Annotated in this window: 23 protein-coding genes; 4 read left to right on the plus strand and 19 right to left on the minus strand. The window is 74.4% G+C overall.

What is annotated here, in order from left to right; translation table 11 throughout:
• Positions 1–156: 156 nt before the first annotated feature.
• The 7 genes from AC6CH9_RS05515 to AC6CH9_RS05545 all read right to left on the minus strand — a co-directional run bounded on the left by AC6CH9_RS05515 (position 157) and on the right by AC6CH9_RS05545 (position 6,643).
• Positions 157–807, minus strand: a complete 651-nt coding sequence (locus tag AC6CH9_RS05515; protein ID WP_498154004.1) for a hypothetical protein — start codon at positions 805–807, stop codon at positions 157–159.
• The gene (locus AC6CH9_RS05520) at positions 804–2,009 is read right to left on the minus strand and encodes a glycosyltransferase family 4 protein (protein ID WP_498154128.1); all 1,206 of its coding nucleotides are present in this window, start codon (positions 2,007–2,009) and stop codon (positions 804–806) included. Before AC6CH9_RS05520 ends, AC6CH9_RS05515 begins: the two co-directional genes overlap by 4 nt.
• Before the next feature lie 2 nt (positions 2,010–2,011).
• Positions 2,012–2,986 carry a phosphatidylinositol mannoside acyltransferase gene (locus tag AC6CH9_RS05525; protein ID WP_498154005.1) on the minus strand — a complete coding sequence of 325 codons (975 nt, stop codon included), beginning with the start codon at positions 2,984–2,986 and terminating at the stop codon, positions 2,012–2,014.
• Positions 2,986–3,648 carry a phosphatidylinositol phosphate synthase gene (gene pgsA / locus AC6CH9_RS05530; protein WP_498154006.1) on the minus strand — a complete coding sequence of 221 codons (663 nt, stop codon included), beginning with the start codon at positions 3,646–3,648 and terminating at the stop codon, positions 2,986–2,988. The genes AC6CH9_RS05525 and pgsA overlap by 1 nt, the downstream gene beginning before the upstream one ends.
• Positions 3,648–4,298: an HIT family protein gene (locus AC6CH9_RS05535; RefSeq protein ID WP_498154007.1), complete on the minus strand. Its 651-nt coding sequence runs from the start codon at positions 4,296–4,298 to the stop codon at positions 3,648–3,650. Before AC6CH9_RS05535 ends, pgsA begins: the two co-directional genes overlap by 1 nt.
• Before the next feature lie 6 nt (positions 4,299–4,304).
• A complete protein-coding gene (thrS, locus tag AC6CH9_RS05540) occupies positions 4,305–6,332 on the minus strand; it encodes a threonine--tRNA ligase (RefSeq protein WP_498154008.1) in 2,028 nt (675 codons plus the stop codon).
• A 131-nt stretch (positions 6,333–6,463) separates the two neighbouring features.
• Positions 6,464–6,643, minus strand: coding sequence for a hypothetical protein (locus AC6CH9_RS05545; RefSeq protein ID WP_087471974.1), 180 nt, complete (start codon positions 6,641–6,643; stop codon positions 6,464–6,466).
• A gap of 195 nt (positions 6,644–6,838) precedes the next feature.
• Here AC6CH9_RS05545 and AC6CH9_RS05550 point away from each other — a divergent pair, with 195 nt between their 5' ends.
• Genes AC6CH9_RS05550 through AC6CH9_RS05560 form a run of 3 tightly spaced genes read left to right on the plus strand, consistent with a single transcriptional unit; the run spans position 6,839 to position 8,764 of the window.
• The gene (locus tag AC6CH9_RS05550) at positions 6,839–7,282 is read left to right on the plus strand and encodes a hypothetical protein (RefSeq protein WP_498154009.1); all 444 of its coding nucleotides are present in this window, start codon (positions 6,839–6,841) and stop codon (positions 7,280–7,282) included.
• On the plus strand, positions 7,275–7,679 hold the full coding sequence (locus AC6CH9_RS05555; protein ID WP_498154010.1) for a hypothetical protein: 405 nt from the start codon (positions 7,275–7,277) through the stop codon (positions 7,677–7,679). Before AC6CH9_RS05550 ends, AC6CH9_RS05555 begins: the two co-directional genes overlap by 8 nt.
• Positions 7,676–8,764, plus strand: coding sequence for a hypothetical protein (locus tag AC6CH9_RS05560; RefSeq protein WP_498154011.1), 1,089 nt, complete (start codon positions 7,676–7,678; stop codon positions 8,762–8,764). Before AC6CH9_RS05555 ends, AC6CH9_RS05560 begins: the two co-directional genes overlap by 4 nt.
• Positions 8,765–8,857: 93 nt before the next feature.
• On the opposite strand, the gene AC6CH9_RS05565 is transcribed toward AC6CH9_RS05560, so the two are convergent.
• The 9 genes from AC6CH9_RS05565 to AC6CH9_RS05605 form a co-directional block, all read right to left on the minus strand.
• Positions 8,858–9,520, minus strand: coding sequence for a TetR/AcrR family transcriptional regulator (locus tag AC6CH9_RS05565; RefSeq protein WP_498154012.1), 663 nt, complete (start codon positions 9,518–9,520; stop codon positions 8,858–8,860).
• Entirely contained in the window at positions 9,517–11,310 is a 1,794-nt protein-coding gene (locus tag AC6CH9_RS05570; RefSeq protein ID WP_498154013.1) for an ATP-binding cassette domain-containing protein, read from the minus strand. Before AC6CH9_RS05570 ends, AC6CH9_RS05565 begins: the two co-directional genes overlap by 4 nt.
• Positions 11,307–12,401, minus strand: a complete 1,095-nt coding sequence (locus tag AC6CH9_RS05575; RefSeq protein WP_498154129.1) for an ABC transporter permease — start codon at positions 12,399–12,401, stop codon at positions 11,307–11,309. The genes AC6CH9_RS05570 and AC6CH9_RS05575 overlap by 4 nt, the downstream gene beginning before the upstream one ends.
• Positions 12,402–12,524: 123 nt before the next feature.
• Positions 12,525–13,064 (minus strand): CAP domain-containing protein, encoded by a 540-nt coding sequence (locus AC6CH9_RS05580; protein WP_498154014.1) that lies wholly within the window; start codon positions 13,062–13,064, stop codon positions 12,525–12,527.
• Between the two features lie 5 nt (positions 13,065–13,069).
• Positions 13,070–14,386 carry a UDP-glucose dehydrogenase family protein gene (locus AC6CH9_RS05585; protein WP_498154015.1) on the minus strand — a complete coding sequence of 439 codons (1,317 nt, stop codon included), beginning with the start codon at positions 14,384–14,386 and terminating at the stop codon, positions 13,070–13,072.
• A gap of 82 nt (positions 14,387–14,468) precedes the next feature.
• The gene (locus tag AC6CH9_RS05590) at positions 14,469–16,040 is read right to left on the minus strand and encodes a tyrosine-protein kinase domain-containing protein (protein ID WP_498154016.1); all 1,572 of its coding nucleotides are present in this window, start codon (positions 16,038–16,040) and stop codon (positions 14,469–14,471) included.
• A 112-nt stretch (positions 16,041–16,152) separates the two neighbouring features.
• Positions 16,153–17,142 (minus strand): GDP-L-fucose synthase family protein, encoded by a 990-nt coding sequence (locus AC6CH9_RS05595; protein ID WP_498154017.1) that lies wholly within the window; start codon positions 17,140–17,142, stop codon positions 16,153–16,155.
• Complete coding sequence (gene gmd, locus AC6CH9_RS05600; protein WP_498154018.1) at positions 17,139–18,170, minus strand: GDP-mannose 4,6-dehydratase; 1,032 nt, start codon at positions 18,168–18,170, stop codon at positions 17,139–17,141. The genes AC6CH9_RS05595 and gmd overlap by 4 nt, the downstream gene beginning before the upstream one ends.
• Positions 18,167–19,492, minus strand: a complete 1,326-nt coding sequence (locus AC6CH9_RS05605; RefSeq protein ID WP_498154019.1) for a glycosyltransferase — start codon at positions 19,490–19,492, stop codon at positions 18,167–18,169. The genes gmd and AC6CH9_RS05605 overlap by 4 nt, the downstream gene beginning before the upstream one ends.
• Positions 19,493–19,576: 84 nt before the next feature.
• Here AC6CH9_RS05605 and AC6CH9_RS05610 point away from each other — a divergent pair, with 84 nt between their 5' ends.
• Positions 19,577–20,116: an LbetaH domain-containing protein gene (locus tag AC6CH9_RS05610; RefSeq protein WP_498154020.1), complete on the plus strand. Its 540-nt coding sequence runs from the start codon at positions 19,577–19,579 to the stop codon at positions 20,114–20,116.
• A 17-nt stretch (positions 20,117–20,133) separates the two neighbouring features.
• On the opposite strand, the gene AC6CH9_RS05615 is transcribed toward AC6CH9_RS05610, so the two are convergent.
• The 3 genes from AC6CH9_RS05615 to AC6CH9_RS05625 are packed head-to-tail and all read right to left on the minus strand — an operon-like array spanning position 20,134 to position 23,251.
• The gene (locus AC6CH9_RS05615; RefSeq protein WP_498154021.1) at positions 20,134–20,721 is read right to left on the minus strand and encodes an acyltransferase; all 588 of its coding nucleotides are present in this window, start codon (positions 20,719–20,721) and stop codon (positions 20,134–20,136) included.
• Complete coding sequence (locus AC6CH9_RS05620; protein ID WP_498154022.1) at positions 20,718–21,815, minus strand: glycosyltransferase family 4 protein; 1,098 nt, start codon at positions 21,813–21,815, stop codon at positions 20,718–20,720. Before AC6CH9_RS05620 ends, AC6CH9_RS05615 begins: the two co-directional genes overlap by 4 nt.
• Positions 21,812–23,251: a hypothetical protein gene (locus AC6CH9_RS05625; RefSeq protein ID WP_498154023.1), complete on the minus strand. Its 1,440-nt coding sequence runs from the start codon at positions 23,249–23,251 to the stop codon at positions 21,812–21,814. The genes AC6CH9_RS05620 and AC6CH9_RS05625 overlap by 4 nt, the downstream gene beginning before the upstream one ends.
• Positions 23,252–23,258: the final 7 nt, after the last annotated feature.

A 23,258-nucleotide genomic window follows, 5' to 3' on the forward strand; every position in this document is an offset into this window, starting at 1 on the left:
GGGAACGTCGCGCGCACGCGCACGGACGCCGTCGAACAGGCTCGACGGCACATGCTCCCACGCGCTCCCATCCTATCGCCGGGGCGTCCACCCGACCCCGGCCCGAAGACCGCCCCCGACCCGCGCGCAGAGCCGCGCGGGCGGTCCGCCGAGGAGTCAGTCCGGCGTGCCCGCCGACGCGGCGGGGCGCACGAGGACGTCGGGCGCGGCGTCGTCGAGCTCGACCGTCGCGGGCATCGGCGCGTGCCCGGCGAGGTGGAAGAGCCGCACCCACCACTTGCGCCGCACGCGCTGCGCCTGGGCGACGGCCTCGTTGTGGAACCGGCGGGCGAGCTGCGCGCGGTACCAGGCCGCAGAGAGCGAGCCGAGGAGCTCGTCACCGGCGGACCCGGACCGCAGCTCGGCCACGTCGTCCGCGTCCTCGAGGGCTGAGCGGAGCGTGGCCGTGAGGTCGCTCTCGGCGAGGGCGCGAGACTCTGCCATGCCGCCCAGGAGCCGCCGGGGCCGCGGTCCCTCGGGGGCCGCCAGACCCGGCACCTGGTCGGCGAGCCGGCTCGTGTCGTCGTCGTCGTCGAGCACGGCGTGCGCCGCCTCGGCGACGAGGATCGAGCTGGCGGGGTCGAGCTCGCCGGAGGCAGCCAGGTCGACGGCGGCCGACGCCCGGCGCACGAGCTGCGCGTCGAGCGCGAGCCGGGAGGCCATGACCTTGCGGTGCAGCCGGTCGAGCCGCGACGCGGCGACCCACAGGAGCCACGCCACGAGCGCGGCGACCACCAGGACGAGGACGGTGATCTCGGACCAGGTCACGGGCGGCCTCCCTCGTCGTCACGCGCCCGGCCCAGGAGGCGTCCGCCCCGGCGCGAGCGCGGGTCCTCGTGGACCGGGATGACCGCCTCGGACGCCGCGAGCACGGTCTCGTAGACGGCGAGCACCTGGGCGGTCACGGCGGACCAGTCGAAGCGCCGCACGAACTCGCTCGCGCGGGCCCGGTAGGCGTCGCGCCGCGGCGGGTCGGCGAGCACGTCGAGCACGGCGGCGGCGAGCGCGTCCGGGTCGCCCACGGCGAACAGCGCCCCGGCCGCGCCGTCGTCGAGCACGCGCCGGAACGCGCCGAGGTCGCTCGCGACCACGCACGCGCCGGCGCTCATCGCCTCGACGAGCACGATGCCGAAGCTCTCGCCCCCGGTCTGCGGCGCGATGTAGAGGTCGACGGACGCGAGCATGCTCGCCTTGTCCTCGTCGCTCACGCCGCCGAGGAACTCGACGGACCCGGCGTGCTCCCCCAGCGCCTCGATCGCGGCCTCGCGGCCGTCGTCGCCGCGGCCCGCGACGAGGAAGCGTGCGCCGGGGACCTTCTCGAGGATCGCCGGGATCGCCGCGGCGAGCACGGGCAGGCCCTTGCGCGGCTCGTCGAGGCGGCCGAGGAACCCGATGGTCGGTGCGTCGGGCGTCCCCCGCCACGCGGGGTTCGCGGGCGCGGACTCGAACGTGTCGACGTACACGCCGTTGGGGATGACGACGGCGTCCCCGCCGAGGTGGTCCACGAGCGTGCGCCGCGCGTCCTCCGACACGGCGATGCGGGCGTCGATCTTCTCCAGGCTCTGCCGGACGAGCGGGTACGCGACCTGGAGCGCGCGCGAGCGCACGATCGAGGTGTGGAACGTCCCGACGATCGGGCCCTGGGCGATCCACAGCGCGACCATGCTCAGCGACGGGTTCACGGGCTCGTGGATGTGGAGCACGTCGAACCGGCCCGCCTCGAGCCAGCGTCGGACCCGGCCCGCGGTGCGCGGACCGAACGTCACGCGCGCGACCGACCCGTTGTACCGGACCGGGACCGCGCCACCGGCGGGCGTCAGGTAGTCCGGCACGGGCGTGTCGTCGTCGGCGGGGGCGAGGACGGAGACCTCGTGGCCCTGGGCCATGAGCGCCTCCGCGAGGTCACGGACGTGGAACTGGACCCCGCCGGGGGCGTCGAACGAGTAGGGGCACACGATGCCCACGCGCAGGCTCATGCGGCACGCTCCGCGTCCGGCTCGCCCGCGGCGGCCCGGGTCCGGGCGTAGCGCGCGGGGTCGAGGTCGTCGACGAACACCTTCTGGAGCATGTGCCAGTCCTCGGGGTGCTCGCGGATGGCGACGCTCAGCGCGTCCACCCAGCCCTGGGTCGCGAGCGCGACCTGCTCCGAGCGCGGGACGTCCCGCGCGATCTCCACGCGGGGGAAGAAGCGGATGACGAGGCCCCACGGCGAGCCCGCCGCGCGGCGTCGTGCGCCCCGCAGCCGCTCGTAGTAGATCCCGGCCGGGACCAGCGGCGTCCCGGTGCTCACCGCGAGGGCCGCTGGGCCGGCGGCGACACGCGCGCGGTGGCCGAACAGGTCGACCTCCACGCCGCGGTGGGTGAGGTCGCGGTCGGCGAGCAGCGGGATGATCTTGCCCGGCCTGCTCGCCCCGCGGACGAGGTCGCGGAAGACGTCGCCGTCACCGAGCGCAAGGATCTCCAGCCCGATCGAGTTCCGGAACGCGAGGAACTCCTGGAACAGCTCGTCGGGCTTCAGCCGCTCCGCGACGGTGAGCACGGGCGCGATGTTCGGGGTCGCGTACGCGCCCGCCAGGTCCCAGTTGCCCTGGTGGGACAGCGCGAGCACCGGGCTCCGGTCGCCGCCGAGGTGCGTCGCGAGGTTGTCGAGACCCACGACCCGCACCCGGGCCCGGACCCGCTCCGGGGTCCAGGCGGGCAGGGTGAACGCCTCGCGGTAGTAGCGCATGTACGACCGCATCCCGGCGCGCGAGAGCCGACGCAGGGCGCGTGGCGAGAGCTCCGGGCGCACCCGGGCGAGGTTGCGCTCGAGCTGGCGCACCCCCCCGCCGTGCAGGAGCCAGGTCACGTCGGCGATCGCGCTGAACAGGCCGCGCAGGATCGGTTCAGGGACCTTGCGCGCGTTGCGCCAGGCGAACGTGAACGCCTTGCCGGCGTCGAGGGCCATCAGCGACCGTCCTCCTTCTCCTCGGGGCGCGTGGTCACGAGCGCGAGCGCCTGGCGGCGCACGGTGGCCACGCGCTGCACGACCGTGACGGCGCTCGCGAGGGCGAGCAGCCCCAGGACGACGACGAGCACGACGGGCGGCACGCCCAGCCCCACGATCCCGGCGGCGACGAGCGCGGCGACGAGCCGGTCGGCGCGCTCGGCGATCCCGACCTGCGCCGTCATGCCGACGCTCTCGGCACGGGCACGTGCGTATGGCACGACGGCGCCGAGCGCGAGGCACGCGAGCGCGACGCCGGTCCCCCAGGCGGCGAGGTCGGGCGTCAGCCGCGGGTCGTCGGCCCGCACGAACCACAGCGTGAGGCCCACGAACACGGCGGCGTCGGCGAGCCGGTCGAGCGTCGAGTCGAGGAACGCGCCCCAGGGCCCCGACCGGCCCGCGCGGCGCGCCATGACGCCGTCGAGCACGTCGGCGAAGGCGCAGACCATGACGACCATGACCCCGGCGAACAGGTGGCCCGTCGGGAAGAGCCACAGGGCGCCGACGACGACGCCGACGGTGCCGGCGACCGTCACCGCGTCCGGGCTCACGCCGAGGCGGAGCAGCAGCGCGGCGAGCGGGGTGAACAGGCGGGTCGTGAGCGCGCGCAGGCGTCCGAACATCAGGCGGTTCCCTCCGCGGGGACGTCGGGTCGGGCGGTCGGCCACGCCGCGGCGAGCCGCGCCCGCGTGTCCGCGAGCAGCTCGGGCACGGCCTTGGTCTGCGCGACGATCGGCAGGAAGTTCGCGTCGCCCGACCAGCGCGGCACGACGTGCTGGTGCAGGTGGGCGGCGATGCCGGCCCCGGCGACCGCGCCCTGGTTCATGCCGAGGTTGAACCCGTCGGGCGCCGACACGGCACGCACGACCCGCATCGCGGTCTGCGTGAGGTGCGCGACCTCGACCGTCTCCGCCTCGGTGAGGTCCGTGTAGTCGGACACGTGGCGGTAGGGCACGACCATGAGGTGGCCCGGGTTGTACGGGTAGAGGTTGAGCACGACGTACGCGGACTCGCCGCGCGCGACGATCAGCCCGTCCTCGTCCGACCGGTCCGGGATGCGGCAGAACGGGCACTGACCGCGCGAGTCGTCGACGGGCTTGTCCTGCCCGCCGATGTACACCATGCGGTGCGGGGTCCAGAGCCGGTCGAGGCCGTCGTCGAACCGCGGATGGGTGTCCGGGAGCTCGACGGTCGCCTCGTCGGCAGGGTCGGGGACGCCGCCCGGCGCGGCCGCGTCGGCCGCGTCGGGCGACCCCGTGCGCTCGTCGCTCACGCGCCGTCAGACCTGGACGCGGTCGCGGACGGCGGTGACGATGCGCTCGACCGCCTCCGCGACGGGCACGCCGTTGTCCTGGCGGCCGTCGCGGTACCGGAACGACACGGCGCCCGCCTCGGCGTCCTCGCCGCCCGCGATGAGGACGAACGGCACCTTGCGCGTGCTCGCGTTGCGGATCTTCTTGCCGAACCGGTCGTCGGAGTAGTCGACCTCGGCGCGGATCCCCTGGGCCTTGAGCTGCGCGACGACGTCGGCCACGTAGTCGTTGAACGGCTCGGCGACCGGGACGGCGACGACCTGGACGGGCGCGAGCCACGCCGGGAACGCGCCCGCGTAGTGCTCGACGAGGATCCCGAAGAACCGCTCGATCGAGCCGAACAGCGCGCGGTGGATCATCACCGGACGCTGGCGCGTGCCGTCGGACGCCGTGTACTCGAGCTCGAACAGCTCCGGCTCGAAGAAGTCGAGCTGGATCGTCGAGAGCTGCCACGTGCGGCCGATCGCGTCCTTCGCCTGGACCGAGATCTTGGGGCCGTAGAACGCCGCGCCACCCGGGTCGGCGACGAGCTCGAGGCCGGACTCCGTCGCGACCTGGCGCAGGATCTCGGTCGCCTCCTCCCACGTGGCGTCGTCCCCGACCGACTTCTCCGGGTCGCGCGTCGACAGCTCGAGGTAGAAGTCCTCGAGACCGTAGTCGCGCAGGAGGTCGAGGACGAACGTGAGGGTCGAGGACAGCTCGTCCTTCATCTGCTCGCGCGTGCAGTAGATGTGCGCGTCGTCCTGCGTGAAGCCGCGCGCGCGGGTCAGGCCGTGCACGACGCCCGACTTCTCGTACCGGTACACCGTGCCGAACTCGAACAGCCGCAGCGGCAGCTCCCGGTACGAGCGGCCCCGGGAGTTGAACACGAGGTTGTGCATCGGGCAGTTCATCGGCTTGAGGTAGTAGTCCTGGCCGGCGCGCTTGACGTTGCCCTCGTCGTCGAGCTCCTCGTCCAGGTGCATGGGCGGGTACATGCCGTCCGCGTACCAGTCGAGGTGGCGCGACGTCTGGAAGAGGTTCGCCTTGGTGATGTGCGGCGTGCTGACGAACGAGTAGCCCGCCTCCACGTGCCGCTTGCGCGAGTACTCCTCCATCTCCATGCGGATCGTCGCGCCGTTGGGGTGGAACACCGGCAGACCCGAGCCGATCTCCTCCGGGAAGGAGAACAGGTCGAGCTCGGTGCCGAGGCGGCGGTGGTCGCGGCGCTCGGCCTCCGCGAGGCGGTCGAGGTAGGCCTTGAGCTCGTCCTTGGTCGGCCACGCCGTGCCGTAGATGCGCTGGAGCTGCGGGTTCTTCTCGCTGCCGCGCCAGTAGGCTGCCGCCGAGCGCATGAGCTGGTAGCCGTTGCCGATCAGGCGCGTGCTCGGCAGGTGCGGGCCGCGGCACAGGTCCTTCCAGACCACCGTCTCGCTCTCGCGCCCGGCACCGCGCACGTTGTCGTAGATCGTCAGCTCGCCGCCGCCGACCTCGACGCTCGCACCCTCGGTGTCGTCGGCCGCGCCGCCCTTGAGCCCGATGAGCTCGAGCTTGTACGGCTCGTGGGCCAGCTCGGCGCGCGCCTCGTCCTCGGTCACGACCCGGCGACGGAAGGTCTGGCCCTCCCGGACGATCCGGGACATCGCCTTGTCGAGAGCCTTGAGGTCCTCGGGCGTGAACGGCGTCTCGACGTCGAAGTCGTAGTAGAAGCCGTCCGTGATGGGCGGGCCGATGCCGAGCTTCGCGTCGGGGTTGACCTGCTGGACGGCCTGGGCGAGCACGTGCGCGGCCGAGTGCCGCAGCACCGCGAGGCCGTCGGGCGAGTCGATGGTCACACCCTCGACCACGTCGCCGTCGGCGACCGGCGTGTCGAGGTCCTTGAGGACGCCGTTGACGCGGATCACGACGACGTCGCGACGGGCGGCGAACAGGTCCGTGCCCGTCGTGCCCGTCGTCACCGTGGTCTCCTCGGCGTCGAGGGTGATGGTGAGGGGTGACGAGACGACGTCAGACACGTCCGTGCTCCGATCTGCTGGCGGGAGGCGCGCGGCGCGCGCCCGGTCGAGTCCTGCGGCCGGCGGGCCCTGCCCGACAGCACGAAGGGCGCCGTCGTGGACGGCGCCCCTCGATCGTACCGACCCGGAGGTCAGTCGTTGGCCTCCTTGGCCTTCTCGGCCAGGGTGTCGACGTGCTGGTCGACCGAGTCGGGGGCGACGGACTTGATCTTCTCCGCGACGTCGTCGATGCGGTCGTCGGTGAGGAACTCCTTCGCCTTGCCGAGGAGGTCGTCGAGTCCCCCCTGGCCCTTCGGTGTCTGCTCGCTCATGTCGGCTCCCTCGAGGATGGTCTGCGCGCGTCCCGCGCCGGGCGCCGGACCGTTCCCGCGCCCGCCCGGAACGCTACCCGCGGCCGAGGCACCCCGCGACGCGAGCCGCGCCGCCGGGCGCCGCGCCGCGCCGCGCCGTCGCGTGCCCGCACCGCGCCGTGCCGCCACGTGCCGCGGCCTGTCACAATCGTCGCCATGGACGACGACGTGGCACCCGGCGAGCGGACGGCGCGGGTCTTCCGCCGTCGGCTCAACGAGCTCTTCGCACGCGGGCGCAGCGGGCGGCCCGTGACCAACCGCGAGGCCGCCCAGTGGATGACCGAACGCGGCTACTCGATCAACGAGGCCTACCTCAGCGCGCTGCGGGGCGGCCACCGCTCCTCGCCCAGCCTGCGCGTCGTCGAAGGCATCGCCGCGTTCTTCCACGTGAGCACGGGCAGCCTCGTCGATCCGGAGGAGGACCCCGACGACCGGCTCCGCGCGGCGCTCGCCGACGAGGGCGTCGAGCAGTTCGCGCTGCGCGCCCAGGGCCTGTCGCCCGAGAACGTCCGGGCGATCATCGAGATCGTCGACCGAGTACGGCGCCTGGAGCACCTCCCTCCCGTCACCCCGCCCGTCCCGGACGACGACCGTGGATGACCTGCTGCGCTCCGCGGGCCTGGACCGCGCCCGCAGCATCGAGGAGGCGTGCCGCCTGGTCGCGGCGGTGCGCGGCCGGCCCCTTGAGGTCGTCGAGGGCGACCTCGGCCCCGGCGTGACCGGGCTCTGGCTCGCCTTCCCCGAGCGCGACCTCGTCCTCGTCGACGCCCGCCAGACCCTGGCCGGGCCGCACCGCGACCACGTCGTCGCGCACGAGCTCGTCCACGTCCTGGATGCGGCCGCCACGGCGGGCGCGCCCCGCGTCGGGGCGTGCCGCGACGGGTACGAGGACCCCGACGAGCTGCGCGTCGAGCGTCTCGCGAGCGAGCTCATGATCTCGATCGCGTCCCACGGCAGCTCGGCGACCCGGCTCACGTCCCTGGAGCTCTACCGGTGACCCACGCCCTCGGCCTGCTCGTCGTGGTGCTCTTCGCCATCGCGACCGTGTGGACCGGCGTGCGCGCCCGCACGCGCGCCGACGCGGCCCTCCCCCTCGGCCTGGGCTTCGTCGCGATCGCGAACGCGCTGCGCGTGCCGGTGGTGGCGGACCTCCTCAAGGAGCACGCCCCCGCCGGGACCCACGAGGTCGCCAAGCACGTCGCGCTCGTCACCGGCTGCCTCTTCGTCGGCGTGTGGGCGTACAGCGCCACCACCGGCCGGGCACCACGCACCCGGCACGTGGCGCTCGCGGCCACGGGCGTCGGGGCCGCCATGGTGGTGCTCGCCGCGGCGAGCGGCCCCTGGACGACCCACGACCTCGACGCGCAGGTCCACGACCGTCCTCTCATGTGGGGCTACTGGGCGCTCTACTACGGGACGTTCGTGACGGCGACCGCGACCTTCGCCGTCTCCTGCCTGCGCACCCGCTCGCGACGGCCGCTCCGGCTGCGCTGGGGCATGGACGTGGCCGGGGCGGGCGCCGTCGTCGCGGTCGCGTGGGCCGTCGTGAGCTTCGTCGCGATGGTGCAGCACGAGCCGGGCAGCACCGAGCCGTACCTGGTCCTCGGCCTGCGGACCCGGTACCTCGTGCTCGTCGCGGCGGTCCTGCTCACCGTCGGCATCGTGGGCCAGCTCGCGTCGTCCGCCGCCTTCGCGCGCGAGCGCCGCCGCGACCTCGGGCACCTCCACACGTTCCTCCGGGCGGTCGTGGGCGACGGCGGTCTGCGCGGGTCGAGCGCCGCCGTGGACGAGTACCACCGGACCATCGAGATCTTCGACGGCCTCACCACGCTCGCCCTCCACTCGCGCCGCGACGACGTGGACCACGTGCGGATCGCCGTCCCGGGGAGCCCGCGGGAGGTGATCCTCGCCTACCAGCTCCAGGTCGCCGCGATCCGCAAGACCCGGGGCGACGCGCCGAGTCTCGATCCTGACGACTGGTCCGCCCTCCTCGCGGACGACGACGCGCTGCGTCGGCTGGGGCGCGCGCTGCGCGACCGGACGAACCGGGAGGGGACGACCCGCGTCCTCGCGGGCGTCTGAGACCGGCCGCCGTGGCTCGACGCCAAGCTCCCCCTGCGCGCTTGGCCCCGCGCCGAGCCTCGGCCGGCGGGGCTCAACCTACAGACAGACGACCTACGGCGCAACATGCCTCTCAGTTGAAATCTCAACGTTTCCGGCGCTGCGCGCGTCCTCGGTCACGGCTACCGGCAGCGTGCCGGTGAGGTAGCCCTGGATCGTCGGACCGACCGCCCCGACCACGGTCTCCGCGGGAGCCCCCGCGAGCGGCTCGACCCGGAGCACGTACCGCGCGACGACGAGCCCGGCGAGCTGGCTCGCCATGAGCGCGCCTCGCCACGCGGCCCGGTGCGGGTCCGGCTCGCTCCGCGCCACCGTGGGTCGCACGACCCGGGCCAGCACGAACTCGCGCAGCATCCGCGCGGCGCGCTCGGAGCTCGTCGCCGAGCGCAGGAGCGCGAGCGCGACCCGACCGCGCGGCGAGTCCCAGGCGCGCAAGAGCGTGCGGACGACGTGCTCGCCCAGGCGCGCCACGTCGTCGGACACGCCGTCGAGCAGGAGCTCCTGCGGGTCGAAGGGCACCTCGACCGCAGCCTGGAAGAGCCCCTCCTTCGTCCCGAACCAGTGGTGGACCATCGCGGCGTCGACGCCCGCCCGGGCGGCGATGTCGCGGACCGTCGCGCGGTCGTAGCCGTGCTCCGCGAACGCGTCCCGCGCGGCGGACAGGATGTCGGAGCGCGTGTCCGAGCGGCCCGGGCGTCGCCCTCGCCGCCCGCTCACGCCGCACCCGCCGGGCTCGCCGACCCGCGGTCCACGAGCACCATGGTCTCCTCGAGCGTCGCAGGCACGACGTCGCACCTCGCCGCGACGCCCGCCGCGGCGAGCGCGTCCCCGACGGTCGCGGGCGGCGTCCCCGCCACGCGCGCCGCGCGGCCGTCGAGCATCACGGGCAGGCCTGCGGCGTCGAGCGCCGCGAACGCCGCCTGCCAGTCCCGGGACCGCACGACGACCGCCTCGCGGCCGCCCACGACGTCGGCGACCGTTCCCGACGCGACCGAGCGCCCACGCGACAGGACGTGCAGGCGGTCGCACTGCTCGGCCTCCTGGAGGTAGTGCGTCGTCACCAGGACCCCGACGCCCGCGTCGGCCTGCGCGTGGATCGCGCCCCACGCGCGCGCCCGCGCGAGCGGGTCGACGCCGGACGTCGGCTCGTCGAGGACGAGGAGACGCGGCGCGTGCAGCAGGGCGCAGTGGAACGCGAGCTGGCGCCGCCGTCCCAGCCCGATCTCCGCGACGGGCCGACGGCGGACGGCCGCGAGCGCCGGTGGGAGCGCGGGCACGTCCCGCACCCCGTACACCGCCGCCACGAACTCGACGTTCTCCTCGACGCTCAGCTCGCCGGAGAGCCCGAGGCCCTGCGGGACGTAGCCGACCGACCGGCGGCCCGCACGGCACGGCGGTGCGCCGAGGACCTCGACGCGCCCGCCGTCGAGCCGGTCGAGGCCGAGGATCATGCGCAGGAGCGTCGTCTTGCCCGCGCCGTTCGCGCCGAGCAGGCCCACCACCTCGCCGGGGCGCACGACGAGCGAGACGTCGTCGACGGCCACGACGTCCCCGAACCTCCGCTCGGCACCCTCGACCCGCACGAGGGGCGCGTCCGGCGCGGGCCCGCCTCCCGCCGGACGTTCCGTGCGGGGTGTCGCCGGGCTCGCAGGGTCGTCGTCGGCGTCGTCGGTGCCGTGCGCGCCGCGACCGAGCGTGAGGGCCACGACGGCGTCCTCCAGGTCGACGTCCGCGGTGCCCGCGGAGGACGTCGGCGCGCCGTCGGGCCACCAGGTGTGGAACGTCGGGCCGCGGCGCCATGTCCGCCCGTCCCCGCCCGCGGGCGGGACGGAGGTGACGGTGATCCGCCCAGGCGCGGCGGCGCGCACGTCGTCGGGCGTCCCCGCGGCGAGGACCGTGCCCGCGTCGAGCACGACGACGTCGGCGGCCCGCTCGGCCTCGTCGAGGTACGTCGTCGTGACGAGGACCGCCGCGCCGGACGCCGCCGACTCGGCGACGAGCCGCCACAGCTCGACGCGGCTCACGGGGTCCACCCCGGTGCTCGGCTCGTCGAGGAGCAGGACGTCGGGATCGTGCAGCATGGCGAGGCACACGCCGAGCTTCTGCCGCATCCCTCCGGAGAGCTGCGACCCGAGGCGGTCGCGCGCCTCGGCGAGGCCTGCCCGCTCGAGCAGCTCGTCCGCGCGCCGTTCCCGGCGCGGGGTCGGCATGCGGTACGCGTCGCCGACGAGCTGGACGTTCTCCGCGACGGTCAGCGCCGGCCAGACGCCGCTCGACGACGGCTGGTAGCCGACCCGGTCGCGGGTCGGGGCGTCCACGCAGCCCCCGGCGACCGGTACCTGCCCGAGCAGCGCGCGCACGAGCGTGGTCTTTCCCGCTCCGTCGCCGCCCACGACGGAGGTGACCTGCCCCTGCGGGAGGTCGAGGTCCACGCCCGCCAGGGCGCGCACCACGTGCCCGTGCCCGGTGCCGAAGACGACGTCGAGACCGCGCACCCCCCAGGTCACCGGACCGCTCCGCTCGTCGCGGGCGTCACGGCCTCGGGCGCGGCGGGGCGGTGCCGGCGGCGCTCCCGCGCGGGCGAGAGCTCGCGCGAGAGCCGCAGGACGGCCAGCCCGAACACGACCACGGCCATCGCCGCGAGCACGACGAGCGGCAGCCACAGCGCGGACCACGACGCGCCGCGGACCATCACGCCCTGCGAGACCTCGGTGAACCACGTCAGGGGCAGGAGGTACCCGATCCAGCGCACCCCGGCCGCCATGGCGTCGAGCGGGAAGATCATGCCCGAGAGCAGCACCTGCGGGAGCATCGTCATGAGCGCGACCTGCACCGCCTGCCCGGTGGTCTGCGACACGGTCGAGATGAGCGCGCCGATGCCGAGCACCACGAAGAGGAACAGCGCGGCGCCCACCACGAACGGACCCACCGGTCCCGCGAACGGCACGTCGAAGATCCACATGCCGAGCAGCGTCACGGCGACCATGTCGAGGCACGCGAGCAGGAAGTAGGGCGTGATCTTCCCGAGGATCACCGCGGCGGGGCCCAGCGGCATCACCGCGAGCTGCTCGAACGTGCCCGCCTCGCGCTCCTTGACGAGCCCGATGGACGTGATGATCGTGCCGATGAACGTGAGGATGAGGCCGATCAGCGCCGGCACCATCACCCACGAGGTGTCGAGGTCCGGGTTGAAGAGGATCTCCGAGTCCACGGCGTCCCCGAGCGAGGCGACGAGCACCTTCGCCGACTGCGCCGCGAACAGGTTGGACCCGTCGATGTAGACCGTCGGCCGGTCCTGCCCGGGCGCCGGCGCGACGACCGCGACGTCGCTCCGGTCGTCGCGCAGCGCCGCGCGGGCGTCGGCGTCCGTGCCCGCGGGGTCCACGTTCACGACGTCGAGCGCGTCCGCGGCAGCAGGGTTGGCCTCGATCGCGTCCACCGCCTGCTCGGCGCCCGGCCCGACGGCGGTGACGGTCAGCGTCTCGACCGTGAAGTTCGCCGCGAACCCGAACACGACGAGCAGCAGCAGCGGCATCCCGACGAGCATCGCGACGGTGCGCCGGTCCCGGCGCAGCTCGCGGAACTCCTTGACGACCATCGCACGCACGGCGACCTCCCCGACTCCCCGCGCGTCGTCGCGCAGGATGAATTCAACACCCGTTGAAAGAGACGTTAGGTCGGCCGTCGCGACGGGTCAAGGGTGCCGGGGCGGAGACCGTCGTCAGCCGAGGAACACCTGCGCGCAGACGAGGCCTCCGGCGCCCTCCGAGGCGTCCGCGACGCACGCGACCCCCACGGACGTCAGCGCGTGGTCGAGGAGGTTCGCACGGTGTCCGTGGGACGCCATCCACGCGTCGACGACGGCCTCCGGCTCGGCATCGGCACGGCTGAGGTTCTCGGCCGCCGTGCCGCCGGCCGGCCGGCACGCCATGACGACGTCGTCGAGCGGTGCGTGCTCGAGCGGGGCTCCCACGAGCGCCGTGGCACGCGAGAGCGCCGCCTCGGTCGCGCAGCCGCTCTCCTCCAGCCGGGGAACCCCCGCCTCGTCGCGTTCCTCCTGCGTCGCTGCCAGCAGCCGGGCGGCGTACTCCGTGGGCTCCCGCTGCTGTGTCGGCGGGAGGTCGGCGGCGCTCGGAGCCCCGTGCCCACCGTCGTGGCTCGGCGCGCACGCCCCGACGAACAGGCTCGCGAGCGTGATCACCAGCACCCCGAGCCTGCGCGCACCGGCGCGGCGCCCGGAACCGACGCGCGCCGCCGGCACGCCGTTCACCGCCGGCCGAGCGCGCGATACGTCCAGCCCGCGTCGCGCCACGCGGTCGCGTCGAGCGCGTTCCGGCCGTCGACGACGCGCGCCGCCGCCACGAGTCCGTACAGCTTGCCCGGGTCCAGCTCCCGGTACTCCTGCCACTCGGTGAGGACCAGCACGGCGTCCACACCGTCCACCGCCTCCTCGACCGTCTCGGCGAAGCCCAGGGCCGGGGCCTTGGCGCGCGCGTTGGCGAGCGCTCGCGGGTCGGTGACGACGACGCGCGCGCTCCGGTGGTGCAGGCGCTCCGCGACGTCGAGCGCCGGCGAGTCGCGGACGTCGTCGCTGTCCGGCTTGAAGGCCGCGCCCAGCACCGCGATCCGCGCCCCCGCCAGCGGGCGGCCGTCGAGGACGCCGACCGTGAGGTCGACCATGCGCTCGCGCCGGCGCAGGTTGATCGAGTCGACCTCCCGCAGGAAGCTCACGGCGGGGTCGGCGTGCAGCTCCTCGGCCCGTGCCATGAACGCGCGGATGTCCTTCGGCAGGCACCCGCCGCCGAACCCGAGCCCGGCGTTGAGGAAGCGCCGACCGATGCGCTCGTCGAGGCCGATCGCATCGGCCAGGAGCGTCACGTCTCCCCCGGCGACCTCGCACAGCTCTGCCATCGCGTTGATGAACGAGATCTTCGTCGCGAGGAAGGAGTTCGCCGCGACCTTGACGAGCTCGGCCGTCGCCCGGTCGACCACGAGCCGCGGCGTGCCGTCGCCGAGGGCTGCGGCGTAGACCGCGTCGAGCACGTCGACGGCACGAGCGCCCGCCGCGTCGTCGGGCACGCCGTAGACGAGCCGGTCCGGCCGCAACGTGTCCTGGACGGCGAACCCCTCGCGCAGGAACTCGGGGTTCCAGACGAGCGTCGCGGTGGGGTGGACGGCGGCGAGCTCGTCCGCGAGCCGCGCGGCCGTGCCCACGGGGACGGTCGACTTGCCGACGACGACCGCGTCCGTCGCGAGGTGCGGCACGAGGGTCTGGAAGGCGGCGTCGACGGCCGACAGGTCGGCGGCGTACGAGTCGGCGCGCTGGGGCGTCCCCACGCACACGAAGTGGACCTCGGCGTCGGCCGCCGCGGCGGGGTCGGTCGTGAAGGTGAGCCGTCCGGAGGCGCTCGCCTCCGCGAGCAGCCCGTCGAGCCCTGGCTCGTAGAACGGCGCCCGCCCGTCGCGCAGCGCGCCGACCTTCCGTGCGTCGACGTCCACCCCGACCACCTCGTGGCCCAGCGTCGCCATGCACGCCGCGTGCACCGCCCCCAGGTAGCCGCAACCGATCACCGAGATCCTCATGTGCTCCCCCTGCTCGAACGTCGGCCGTCACCCTGTCGGCGCGGTCGTGGCCGACAGCTGCGGGCACGAACCGACCGCTGTCCTACTTCTTGCGCGGTACCACGACGTCGTCGAACGACCGGACGGGCCCGGACGGCACCGCGGCCGGGAACCCCCGGTCCGCGACCGGAGGCGGCGGGGGCGGAGCGCCCTCGCTCCCCGGCGTCCCGCCACCTCCCGGCGCGGGCGCGGGCCGACGCGCGTGCTGGTGCGCCCGCCCCTTGCGGTCGGCGGGACGCCCCGACCGGGTGGGCGGGCCGGTCTCCGCCACGTACTCGTAGTACCCGTACTCGTGCGCGCCCGGACCCTTCACGGGTACCCGGTTCACGACCACCCCGAGCATCCGCACGCCGACCGTGCCGAGCGCCGAGAGGGCGGTCTCGAGCTGGTTGCGGTGCACGGTCCCCGCCCCGACGACGAGGATGGCGCCCCCCACGGCCCTCGCGAGGACCGCCGCATCGGTGACCGGGAGCAGCGGAGGGGTGTCGATCACGATCGCGTCGTACTCCGTCCGGAGCCGGTCGAGCAGGTCGGCCATCGGGGCGGCGCCGAGCAGCTCGCTCGGGTTCGGCGGCACCTGCCCCGCGGCGATCACGTCGAGGTTGCCGTTGCCCCACGGCTGCACGGCGTCCTCGAGCTCGACCTTGCCGATGAGGACCGTGGTGAGCCCGACCGATCCCTCGATCCCCATGTACCGCGCGACGGAGGGTCGGCGGAGGTCCGCGTCGACGAGGACCACGCGCTGGCCCGCGTCCGCGAGGGTGATCGCCAGGTTGATGCTCGTCGTCGTCTTGCCCTCGCCCGGCAGGGCCGACGTCATGACGTACGTGCGGGCGGCAGGTCCGAGCTCGAGGAACTGCAGGTTGGTGCGTAGCCGGCGGAACGACTCGGCCCGGATCGCCTTCGGCGACTCCTGCACGATGAGCGGGTGCTGCGGGGCGTCCTCCTCGTACCCGATGACCCCGAGCACGGGCGCGTCCGTCACGTCCTCGACGTCGGCCGTCGACCGGACGCGCGTGTCCAGGAGCTCGCGCACGACCGCCACCGCAACGCCGAGCACGAGGCCGACGACCAGCCCCAGCGCCAGGTTGAGCCGGACGTTCGGCGACGCGGCGGAGGTCGGCACGGTCGCCGCCCGGACGGTGCTGATCTGCACCGGCGAGTCCCCGCCCCCGGTCGGGGTCTCGAGCTCACCCACGACCGACGCGAGAGACCGGGCCGTCGCGTTGGCGATCTCGGCCGCGAGCTGCGGGGACTCGTCCGTCGCGGTGACGTTGATGAGCGCCGTGTCGAGCGGGGAGTCGGCGCGGACGCGCTGCGCGAGCGAGCCGGCGTCGTCCGCGAGGCCCAGCTCCTCGACCACCGGGTCCAGGACCCGCGGGCTCGTCACGAGCTCGATGTACGACTTGACCTGGCGCACGGTGAAGTTCGACCCCTGGAGCAGGTCCGTGGTGGAGTCGGAGCCCTGCACCGACACGTACACCTGGGACCGCGCGGAGTACGTCGGCGTGGTCAGGAGCGAGTACGCACCCGCTATCGCCAGCCCGAGCGCACCGGCGACCACGATCGTGACCCACCTCTTGCGCAGCAGGACGAGGTAGTCCCTGAGCTCCATCGTCGTCCCCCTCACCGGGCCGCTCCCCCTGAGCGTCCACCCACGACCGCCTCAATCTCGCACAGGGCACCGCACGTCGCGAGCCTGGGCGGCGTCTCCGCCCGCACCGGGGTCACGCGCGGACCCTTCCGGCCTGCTCGCGGTACCACACCACGGTGCGCTCGATCCCCTCGCGCAGACCGGTGCTCGCCTCCCAGCCGCTCGCGCGCAGCCTGGACACGTCGAGCAGCTTCTGCGGCGTGCCGTCCGGCCTCGACGTGTCCCAGTGCGTCGCGCCGTCGTACCCGACGACGTCGGCGACCGTCTCGGCGAGCTCGCGGACGGTGACGTCCTGCCCGGTACCGACGTTGACCTGGACGGGGCCGTCGTAGTGCTCCAGGAGGTGCAGGCACGCGTCCGCCATGTCGTCGCTGTGCAGGAACTCTCGCCGTGGCGACCCCGTCCCCCAGTTCGTCACCTCCCGGGCACCGGTCCGTACGGCCTCGTCGTAGCGCCGGATCAGCGCGGGCAGCACGTGCGAGCCGGTCGGCGAGAAGTTGTCACCGGGGCCGTAGAGGTTCGTCGGCATGGCCGAGATCCACGGCAGCCCGTCCTGGCGGCGGACCGCCTGGACGTGCAGGATGCCGGTGATCTTCGCGATGGCGTAGGCGTCGTTGGTCGGCTCGAGGGGCCCCGTCAGCAGCGCGTCCTCGACGATGGGCTGCGGCGCGAGCCGCGGGTAGATACACGACGAGCCCAGGAACAGCAGCCGCTCGACCTCGGTCGTCCGCGCCGCGTCGAGGACGTTCGCCTGGATGCGGACGTTCTCGCTGAGGAAGTCGACGGGGTACGCCGCGTTCGCCATGATCCCGCCGACCTTCGCCGCCGCGAGGACGACGTAGCGCGGGCGGTGCGCACGGAAGAAGTCGTGCACCGCGTCGCGGTCGGTGAGGTCGAGCTCCGCGGAGGTCCGTCCCACGAGCCGGGAGAACCCCGCGCGTTCCAGCCGGCGCCAGATCGCCGAACCGACCAGGCCGCGGTGGCCGGCGACGTAGAAGACGGCGTCCCGGTCGAGCGGTGCCGGTTCGTGGCGGACGAGGTCGCGCTCGTCGGGCGTCGTCACGCCGCGTCCCACGTCGCGAGAGCGACCCTGTCGATCCACGGCGACCCGGCGTGGCCCAGTGCCTCGACGTCCGCGTCGACCATGATGCGCGCGAGCTCGCGCCCGTCGACGGTCGGCTTCCACCCCAGGTCGGCGTGCGCCCTGCTGGGGTCGCCGATGAGGGCGTCGACCTCCGTCGGACGCAGGTAGCGCTCGTCGAACCGCACGTGCCGCTCCCAGTCGAGCCCCGCGTGGGCGAACGCCTCCTGGAGGAAGTCGCGCACCGACAGCCCGATCCCCGTGGCGAGGACGTAGTCGTCCGGCTGCTCGGCCTGCAGCATGCGCCACATGCCCTCGACGTACTCGGCCGCGTACCCCCAGTCGCGGACCGCATCGAGGTTGCCCAGGTACAGGTGCTCCTGACGACCGGCCTGGATGGCCGCCACGGCGCGCGTGATCTTGCGGGTCACGAACGTCTCGCCGCGGCGCGGGCTCTCGTGGTTGAAGAGGATCCCGTTGACCGCGAACATGTCGTAGGCCTCGCGATAGTTCTTCGTGATCCAGTACGCGTAGAGCTTGGCGGCCGCGTAGGGCGACCGCGGGTAGAACGGCGTCGTCTCGTTCTGCGGCGGCGGCGTCGCGCCGTAGAGCTCGGACGACGACGCCTGGTAGTAGCGCGTCTCCACGCCCGCCAGACGCACCGCCTCGAGCAGGCGGATCGCCCCCGTCCCGGTGGTGTCCGCCGTGTGCTCGGGCTCGTCGAACGAGACCCGGACGTGCGACTGCGCCGCGAGGTTGTACACCTCGTCCGGGCAGATCTGCGCGATGAGCGACACGAGGCGCGCGCCGTCGGAGAGGTCGGCGTAGTGCAGGAACAGCCGCGCGTCCTCCTCGTGCGGGTCCTGGTAGAGGTGGTCGATCCGCGCCGTGTTGAACGTCGAGGCGCGGCGGATCAGCCCGTGCACCTCGTACCCCTTGCGGAGCAGGAGCTCCGCGAGGTACGAGCCGTCCTGCCCCGTGATCCCCGAGATCAGTGCCTTCTTCGTCATACCTTCTCCCCCTTGCTCTCCGCGAGCCCACCCGGACCGGTGAGCACCCTCTCCTCGTCGTCCCGCACGGGCCGGGGCGGTTCGTCCCCCGGCCCTCCCGCACGCCATCGCGACAGCCATCGCTCGAAGCGCGCCACCGCCGCGTCCTCGGAGAGGACGGAGCGGCGGTACCGCCGCCCGGCCGCCCCGAGCCGGTCCGCGCCGGCCGGGTCGTCCGCGAGCCGCACGACCGCGTCGACGAGCGCTCCCGGGTCCTCCGGCTCGACGCGCAGGCCCGCACCGGCGGCCGCGAGCTCCTCGGCCGTCGTCGACCCGGCGGCGGTCGCGGCGAGCACCGGCCGCCCGGCGTCGAAGTAGGAGGTCAGCTTGCTCGGCACGGACATCTGCGACAGCCCGGCCAGCTCGTTGACCAGGAGGACGTCGGCCGCCGCCATCGCCGCGACGAAGCCCTCGTCGGGCAGCGGGTCGACGAACTGGACCGACCTGACCCCGCCCGCCGCCGCCTCGAGCTCGCGGCGACGGCTGCCGTCGCCCAGCAGCACGAACCGGACCCGCAGCCCGCGCCGGTCGACCAGCCGCCCGGCCTCGACGACGTTCTCGAGCCCCTGCTTCGCGCCCTGGTTGCCCGCGTGGAGCACGACGACCTCGTCGTCGCGCCAGCCCAGCGCGCGCCGTGCAGCGGCGCGGTCGACGGGCGCGCGCTCCGGCAGGTGGGTCCAGTTGCGAACGGTCGTGACGCGCTCCGCCGGCACGCCCAGGACGCGCACGAGGTGTGCGGCGAACCGGTCGTGGATCGCGACGACCGCGTCGGACCCGCGCGTCACCGCGCGCTCCACGGCCTGGACGACCCGCGCGACGGCACCGGTCGCGGTCCCGGTCTCCTCGACCCCGAGGGAGTACAGGTCCTGCGTCCAGAGCACGACCCGGCGCTCGCGTCCCACGACGCGCGAGAGCCGTGCGCGGGCCAGGGCGGCGGCGGCCGCGAAGAGCGACGGCGAGACGAGCAGGACGACGTCGCTCGCCGGCCAGCGCACCGCGGCCGAGCGGACCCCGAACGACGTCTCGGCGGCCAGCCTGCGACCGGGTGTCGGCACGCGCGGCACGTAGTGCCGCAGGCGCCGGACCGGTACCCCGTCGACGACCTCGCGGGAGGACCAGGCGCCGTAGCCGGCGCGCACGCGCCACTCCGGATAGTGCGGGTGGGTGGTGATGACCCGGACGTCGTGCCCGCGCTCCGCGAGCCGCCGCGCGAGGGCGGACGTGTACGGGGCGTTGCCCGACGGCTCAGGCGCGTAGTTCGCGCCGATCACGAGCACGCGCATCCTCGGCACCGTAGGGTCGGCAGCGACAGACCGATCGTCTCGACCCCGGGGGCTGTGTTGACGACCGACCGGAACGACCACGACGTGCCCGTCGTCCCGCTGCGGCGGGCGCCGGGCGAGAGGCAGGCGTGGGACCGACCCGCCGCCGTCGTGTACCTGTGGGGCGTCGTCGAGCTGCTGCTCGTGACGAACCCCTGGCAGATCAGCTCGCGCCTGCGCGTCGCGGCGCTGCGTGCCTTCGGCGCCCGCATCGGGGAGGGCGTGATCATCCGACCCCGTACCCGCGTCCGCTTCCCGTGGAAGCTGCGCGTCGGCGACGGCTCGTGGATCGGGGAGGGCGTCTGGTTCCACAACCAGGACCTCGTGGACGTCGGTCGCGACGTGGTCGTCTCCCAGGACACCTTCGTCACGACGGGCAGCCACCGGCACCGCACGGACATGGGGCTCGTCACCGCCCCCGTGCGGATCCGTGACGGCTCCTGGGTGACGGCGCGCTGCGTCGTGCTCGGCGGTACGGACATCGGCCGCTCCGCGCTCGTCGCCCCCGCCTCCGTCGTGCGCGGCCAGGTGCCGGACGGCCGCGTCTGGGAGGGCCGGGCGCTCACCGAGCGCCGCAGGTTCTGACCGGTCGACCCACTGGGTCATCGCTGCCTCCTCCGGGCTCGCTCGTCGAGCGCCCTGCTGTGCCGGGCCGCGTCCGCGGCGTCGAAGCGTCGACGCACGACCCGCGCGGGCGAGCCCACGGCGATCGAGTACGGCGGGACGTCCTCGGTGACGACCGAGCCCGCGCCCACGATGCTGCCCTCCCCGATCGAGACCCCGCTGAGCACGACCGACCCCCCTCCGACCCACACGTCGCGCCCGATGCGCACCGCGTCGCGCGGCGTCGCGGGCCGGTCCCCGGACCACGTCGACTCGGAGACCGGGGTCCCCACCTCGTCGAACGCGTGATCGTCGCGACCGACGACCTGGACCGCCTGGCCGATGAGCGTGAAGTCGCCGATCTCGCCGTCGACCTCGACGATCGACCACGGGCCGATGGACACGTCGTCCCCGATGACGAGCCGGTGGGGCGCGCTGACCACCGCGAACCGGCCGAGCCTCAGGCCCCGGCCGTAGGTCACGTGCTGCCGCACCGCGAGGCGGCGCATGACGGCGCGGACCGGCCGCACGAGGAGCGGGGACAGCTGGGTGCGGGTGCCGTACACCGGCGTCGTGTCGCTCGTCACGCGACCCCCACCTCCTGCGTCCGTGCGACGCTCGCACCGAGCGCGTCGACCAGGCCCTGGGCCATCGACTCCGCGGAGTATGCCTCGCGGACCCATGCGGACAGCTCGCGGTCGGGGACCTGCTCCCGCTCGTCCCACGCGGCGAGCGCAGCGTGCGCGAGGCCCTCCACGGAGTCGGTCGGGAACCACCGGACCGCACCGTGGTCGGCCAGCTCGATCTCCGGCGAGTGCGGCTCGTCGCGCGACACGAGGGTCGGCACGCCGAAGCCCGCGGCCTGCGTGAGGGACAGACCGGCGAAGCCCGGGGAGACGGCCGCGAAGGCGCGCGCGTACACCGCCCGGAGCTCCTCGACCTCGTCGACCCATCCCGCGAACGTCACCACGTCGTCCAGCCCCTCGGCGCGGACGAGCCGCTCCAGCTCGGGCTTCTGCTCGCCGTCGCCGACGAGGGTGAGTCGCATCCCGGCGCGCCGACGGTGCGCGGCGGCGAACGCTCGCACGAGCAGGTCGACCTTCTTGGCCCGGACGAACCGGCCGACGTACACGAGCTCGTCCCGGACACCGCCCGCGTCCGAGGACACCCGGATCGCGTCGCGAGGGTAGAGCGCGTTCGTCGCGACCCAGACCGGCGAGCCGGGCAGCTCGGCCCGCGCGTCGGCGGCGTCGGCGACCGTGTAGGAGATCGTGCCGTGCGCGAGGCGGCGCATGAGGCGGCGCACCGGCGCGGTCCGCGCGTCCTGCCCCGCCCGGGGGTGCACGTGGCCCCACACCAGCACCCGTCGCCCCGTCGCGCGCCGCAGACCGAGCAGCAGCCACGCGGTCAGGCTGCGCGGGTTCAGGTCGATGACGGTCGTGCCCTGGCGCCACGCGTCGCGCCAGTGCCCCACCTGGAGGAAGACCGCGGGGCGGCGCAACCGGACCATGCGCACCCGCTCGTACCACCCGACGCCCGTGTCGGTCCGCACGCTCGGGTCCTGGTGCGCCTCGCTCACCCACACGGAGAGGTCGCCGGGATACCTCTCCCGGACGATCTCCGTGCACGCGCGCCGGTAGCGCGGCATCACGGCGAGGTAGAAGCCTGCGCTCTCTCTCATGGCACACCCTTCGTCAGGTGGTCGGGTACTCGGGGCGGGGGCGGCGGGGCCGCCTCACCCGCGTCGGGCGGGTCTGCGTGGCGGGACCGGGGCGGTCCCGGGCCCAGGAGGAGCCGCAGCAACCAGAGGCCGACGATCGTGACGACCACGACCTGCGCCAGGATGGCGAGCTGCGCGGCCGGGTTGCCGCGGACGACGTTCGGGACGAAGGAGATGAAGCCGAGGGTCAGGACGAGCCTCGCGCCCCGCGCCGAGGGCAGGGCCGCCTGGCTCGCGTGGACGAACCACCCGAAGACGAGCATGCCCAGCACGACCCCCGCGAAGGCGAAGTCGAGGTAGAGGGCGCCCGGCAGGCTCGGCACGGGGCACAGGTACTCGGCGCACGAGCCGCCGAACATGGCGCGCAGCCGCACGTTGCTCCAGGTCTCCGTGCTGAGGACGCCTGCCGGCAGCGGTGCGAGCACCAGCTCCAGCACGGTCCCGCGTCCCCACCCGACCGGCAGGTCTCCGCCCAGGCGCGGCGCCGCGTACGCGACGTAGGAGAACATCTCCGTGTCGTAGGACAGCAGGAAGCTCTCCGCGACCCCCCGGGTGCCCTCGACCTCGTAGAACTCCTGCATCGCCGTCCCCAACGACGCCCCCTCCGAGCGCGAACCGGCGCTGCGCACGAACGGGACGATCGCGAGCGCGAGGAGACCGACGACCGCCAGGGCGACGTGACTCGGCCGGACCCGGCGCTCCCACGCCCTCGCGGACGCCGCGACGACGGCCAGGAGGACCACCGGGAGCAGGAAGCGCCGGGTGCCGAGCGCGGTGGTCGGCACGACGGCGAACGCCACCGCAGCCCAGTAGAGCAGGTGCTCGCCGGTCGTGGGGCGCACGCGCCGGTCGCGCACGACGCGCACCGCCGCGAGCGCCAGCGCGCCCACGACCGGCAGCGCCATGACGATCGCCGGCATGCCCTCGAGCCGCGCGTCGACCGCGGCCGACCGCCCCGAGAACATGAGCGACAGGAAGCCCGCGCCGCCACCGTAGGCGGCGATCGCCGCGAACCAGAGCAGGACCGTCGCCACGCAGAACGCGGCGGCACCCCAGAGCGGCACGCGTGCGAGGGCGTCCGCCGCCCCGGCCCGTCCGTCGTCGTCGCGCGAGACCACCCCGCGCGCCGGCGTCGGCGCGCGCCGCGCGGCGCGCGCCGCGTACCCCACGAAGAGGGAGACCACGGCGACCAGCCCCACCCACGTCGCCTGCTGGAACCCGTCGGTGACCCGCAGACCGTAGAAGTCGTAGGCCGCACGGTCGATCATGAGCAACGGGCGCAACCCGTAGATCGCGACGAGCATGAACACCGACAGGCCGAGCGGGCCGACGAGCACCCCGCGCCGAGTCCCCCCGAGCGCGAGCAGGAGCACCGCCCCGAGGACGGTGGTCAGCACAGGAACG

This window comes from Cellulosimicrobium sp. GQ32, assembly GCF_059758455.1.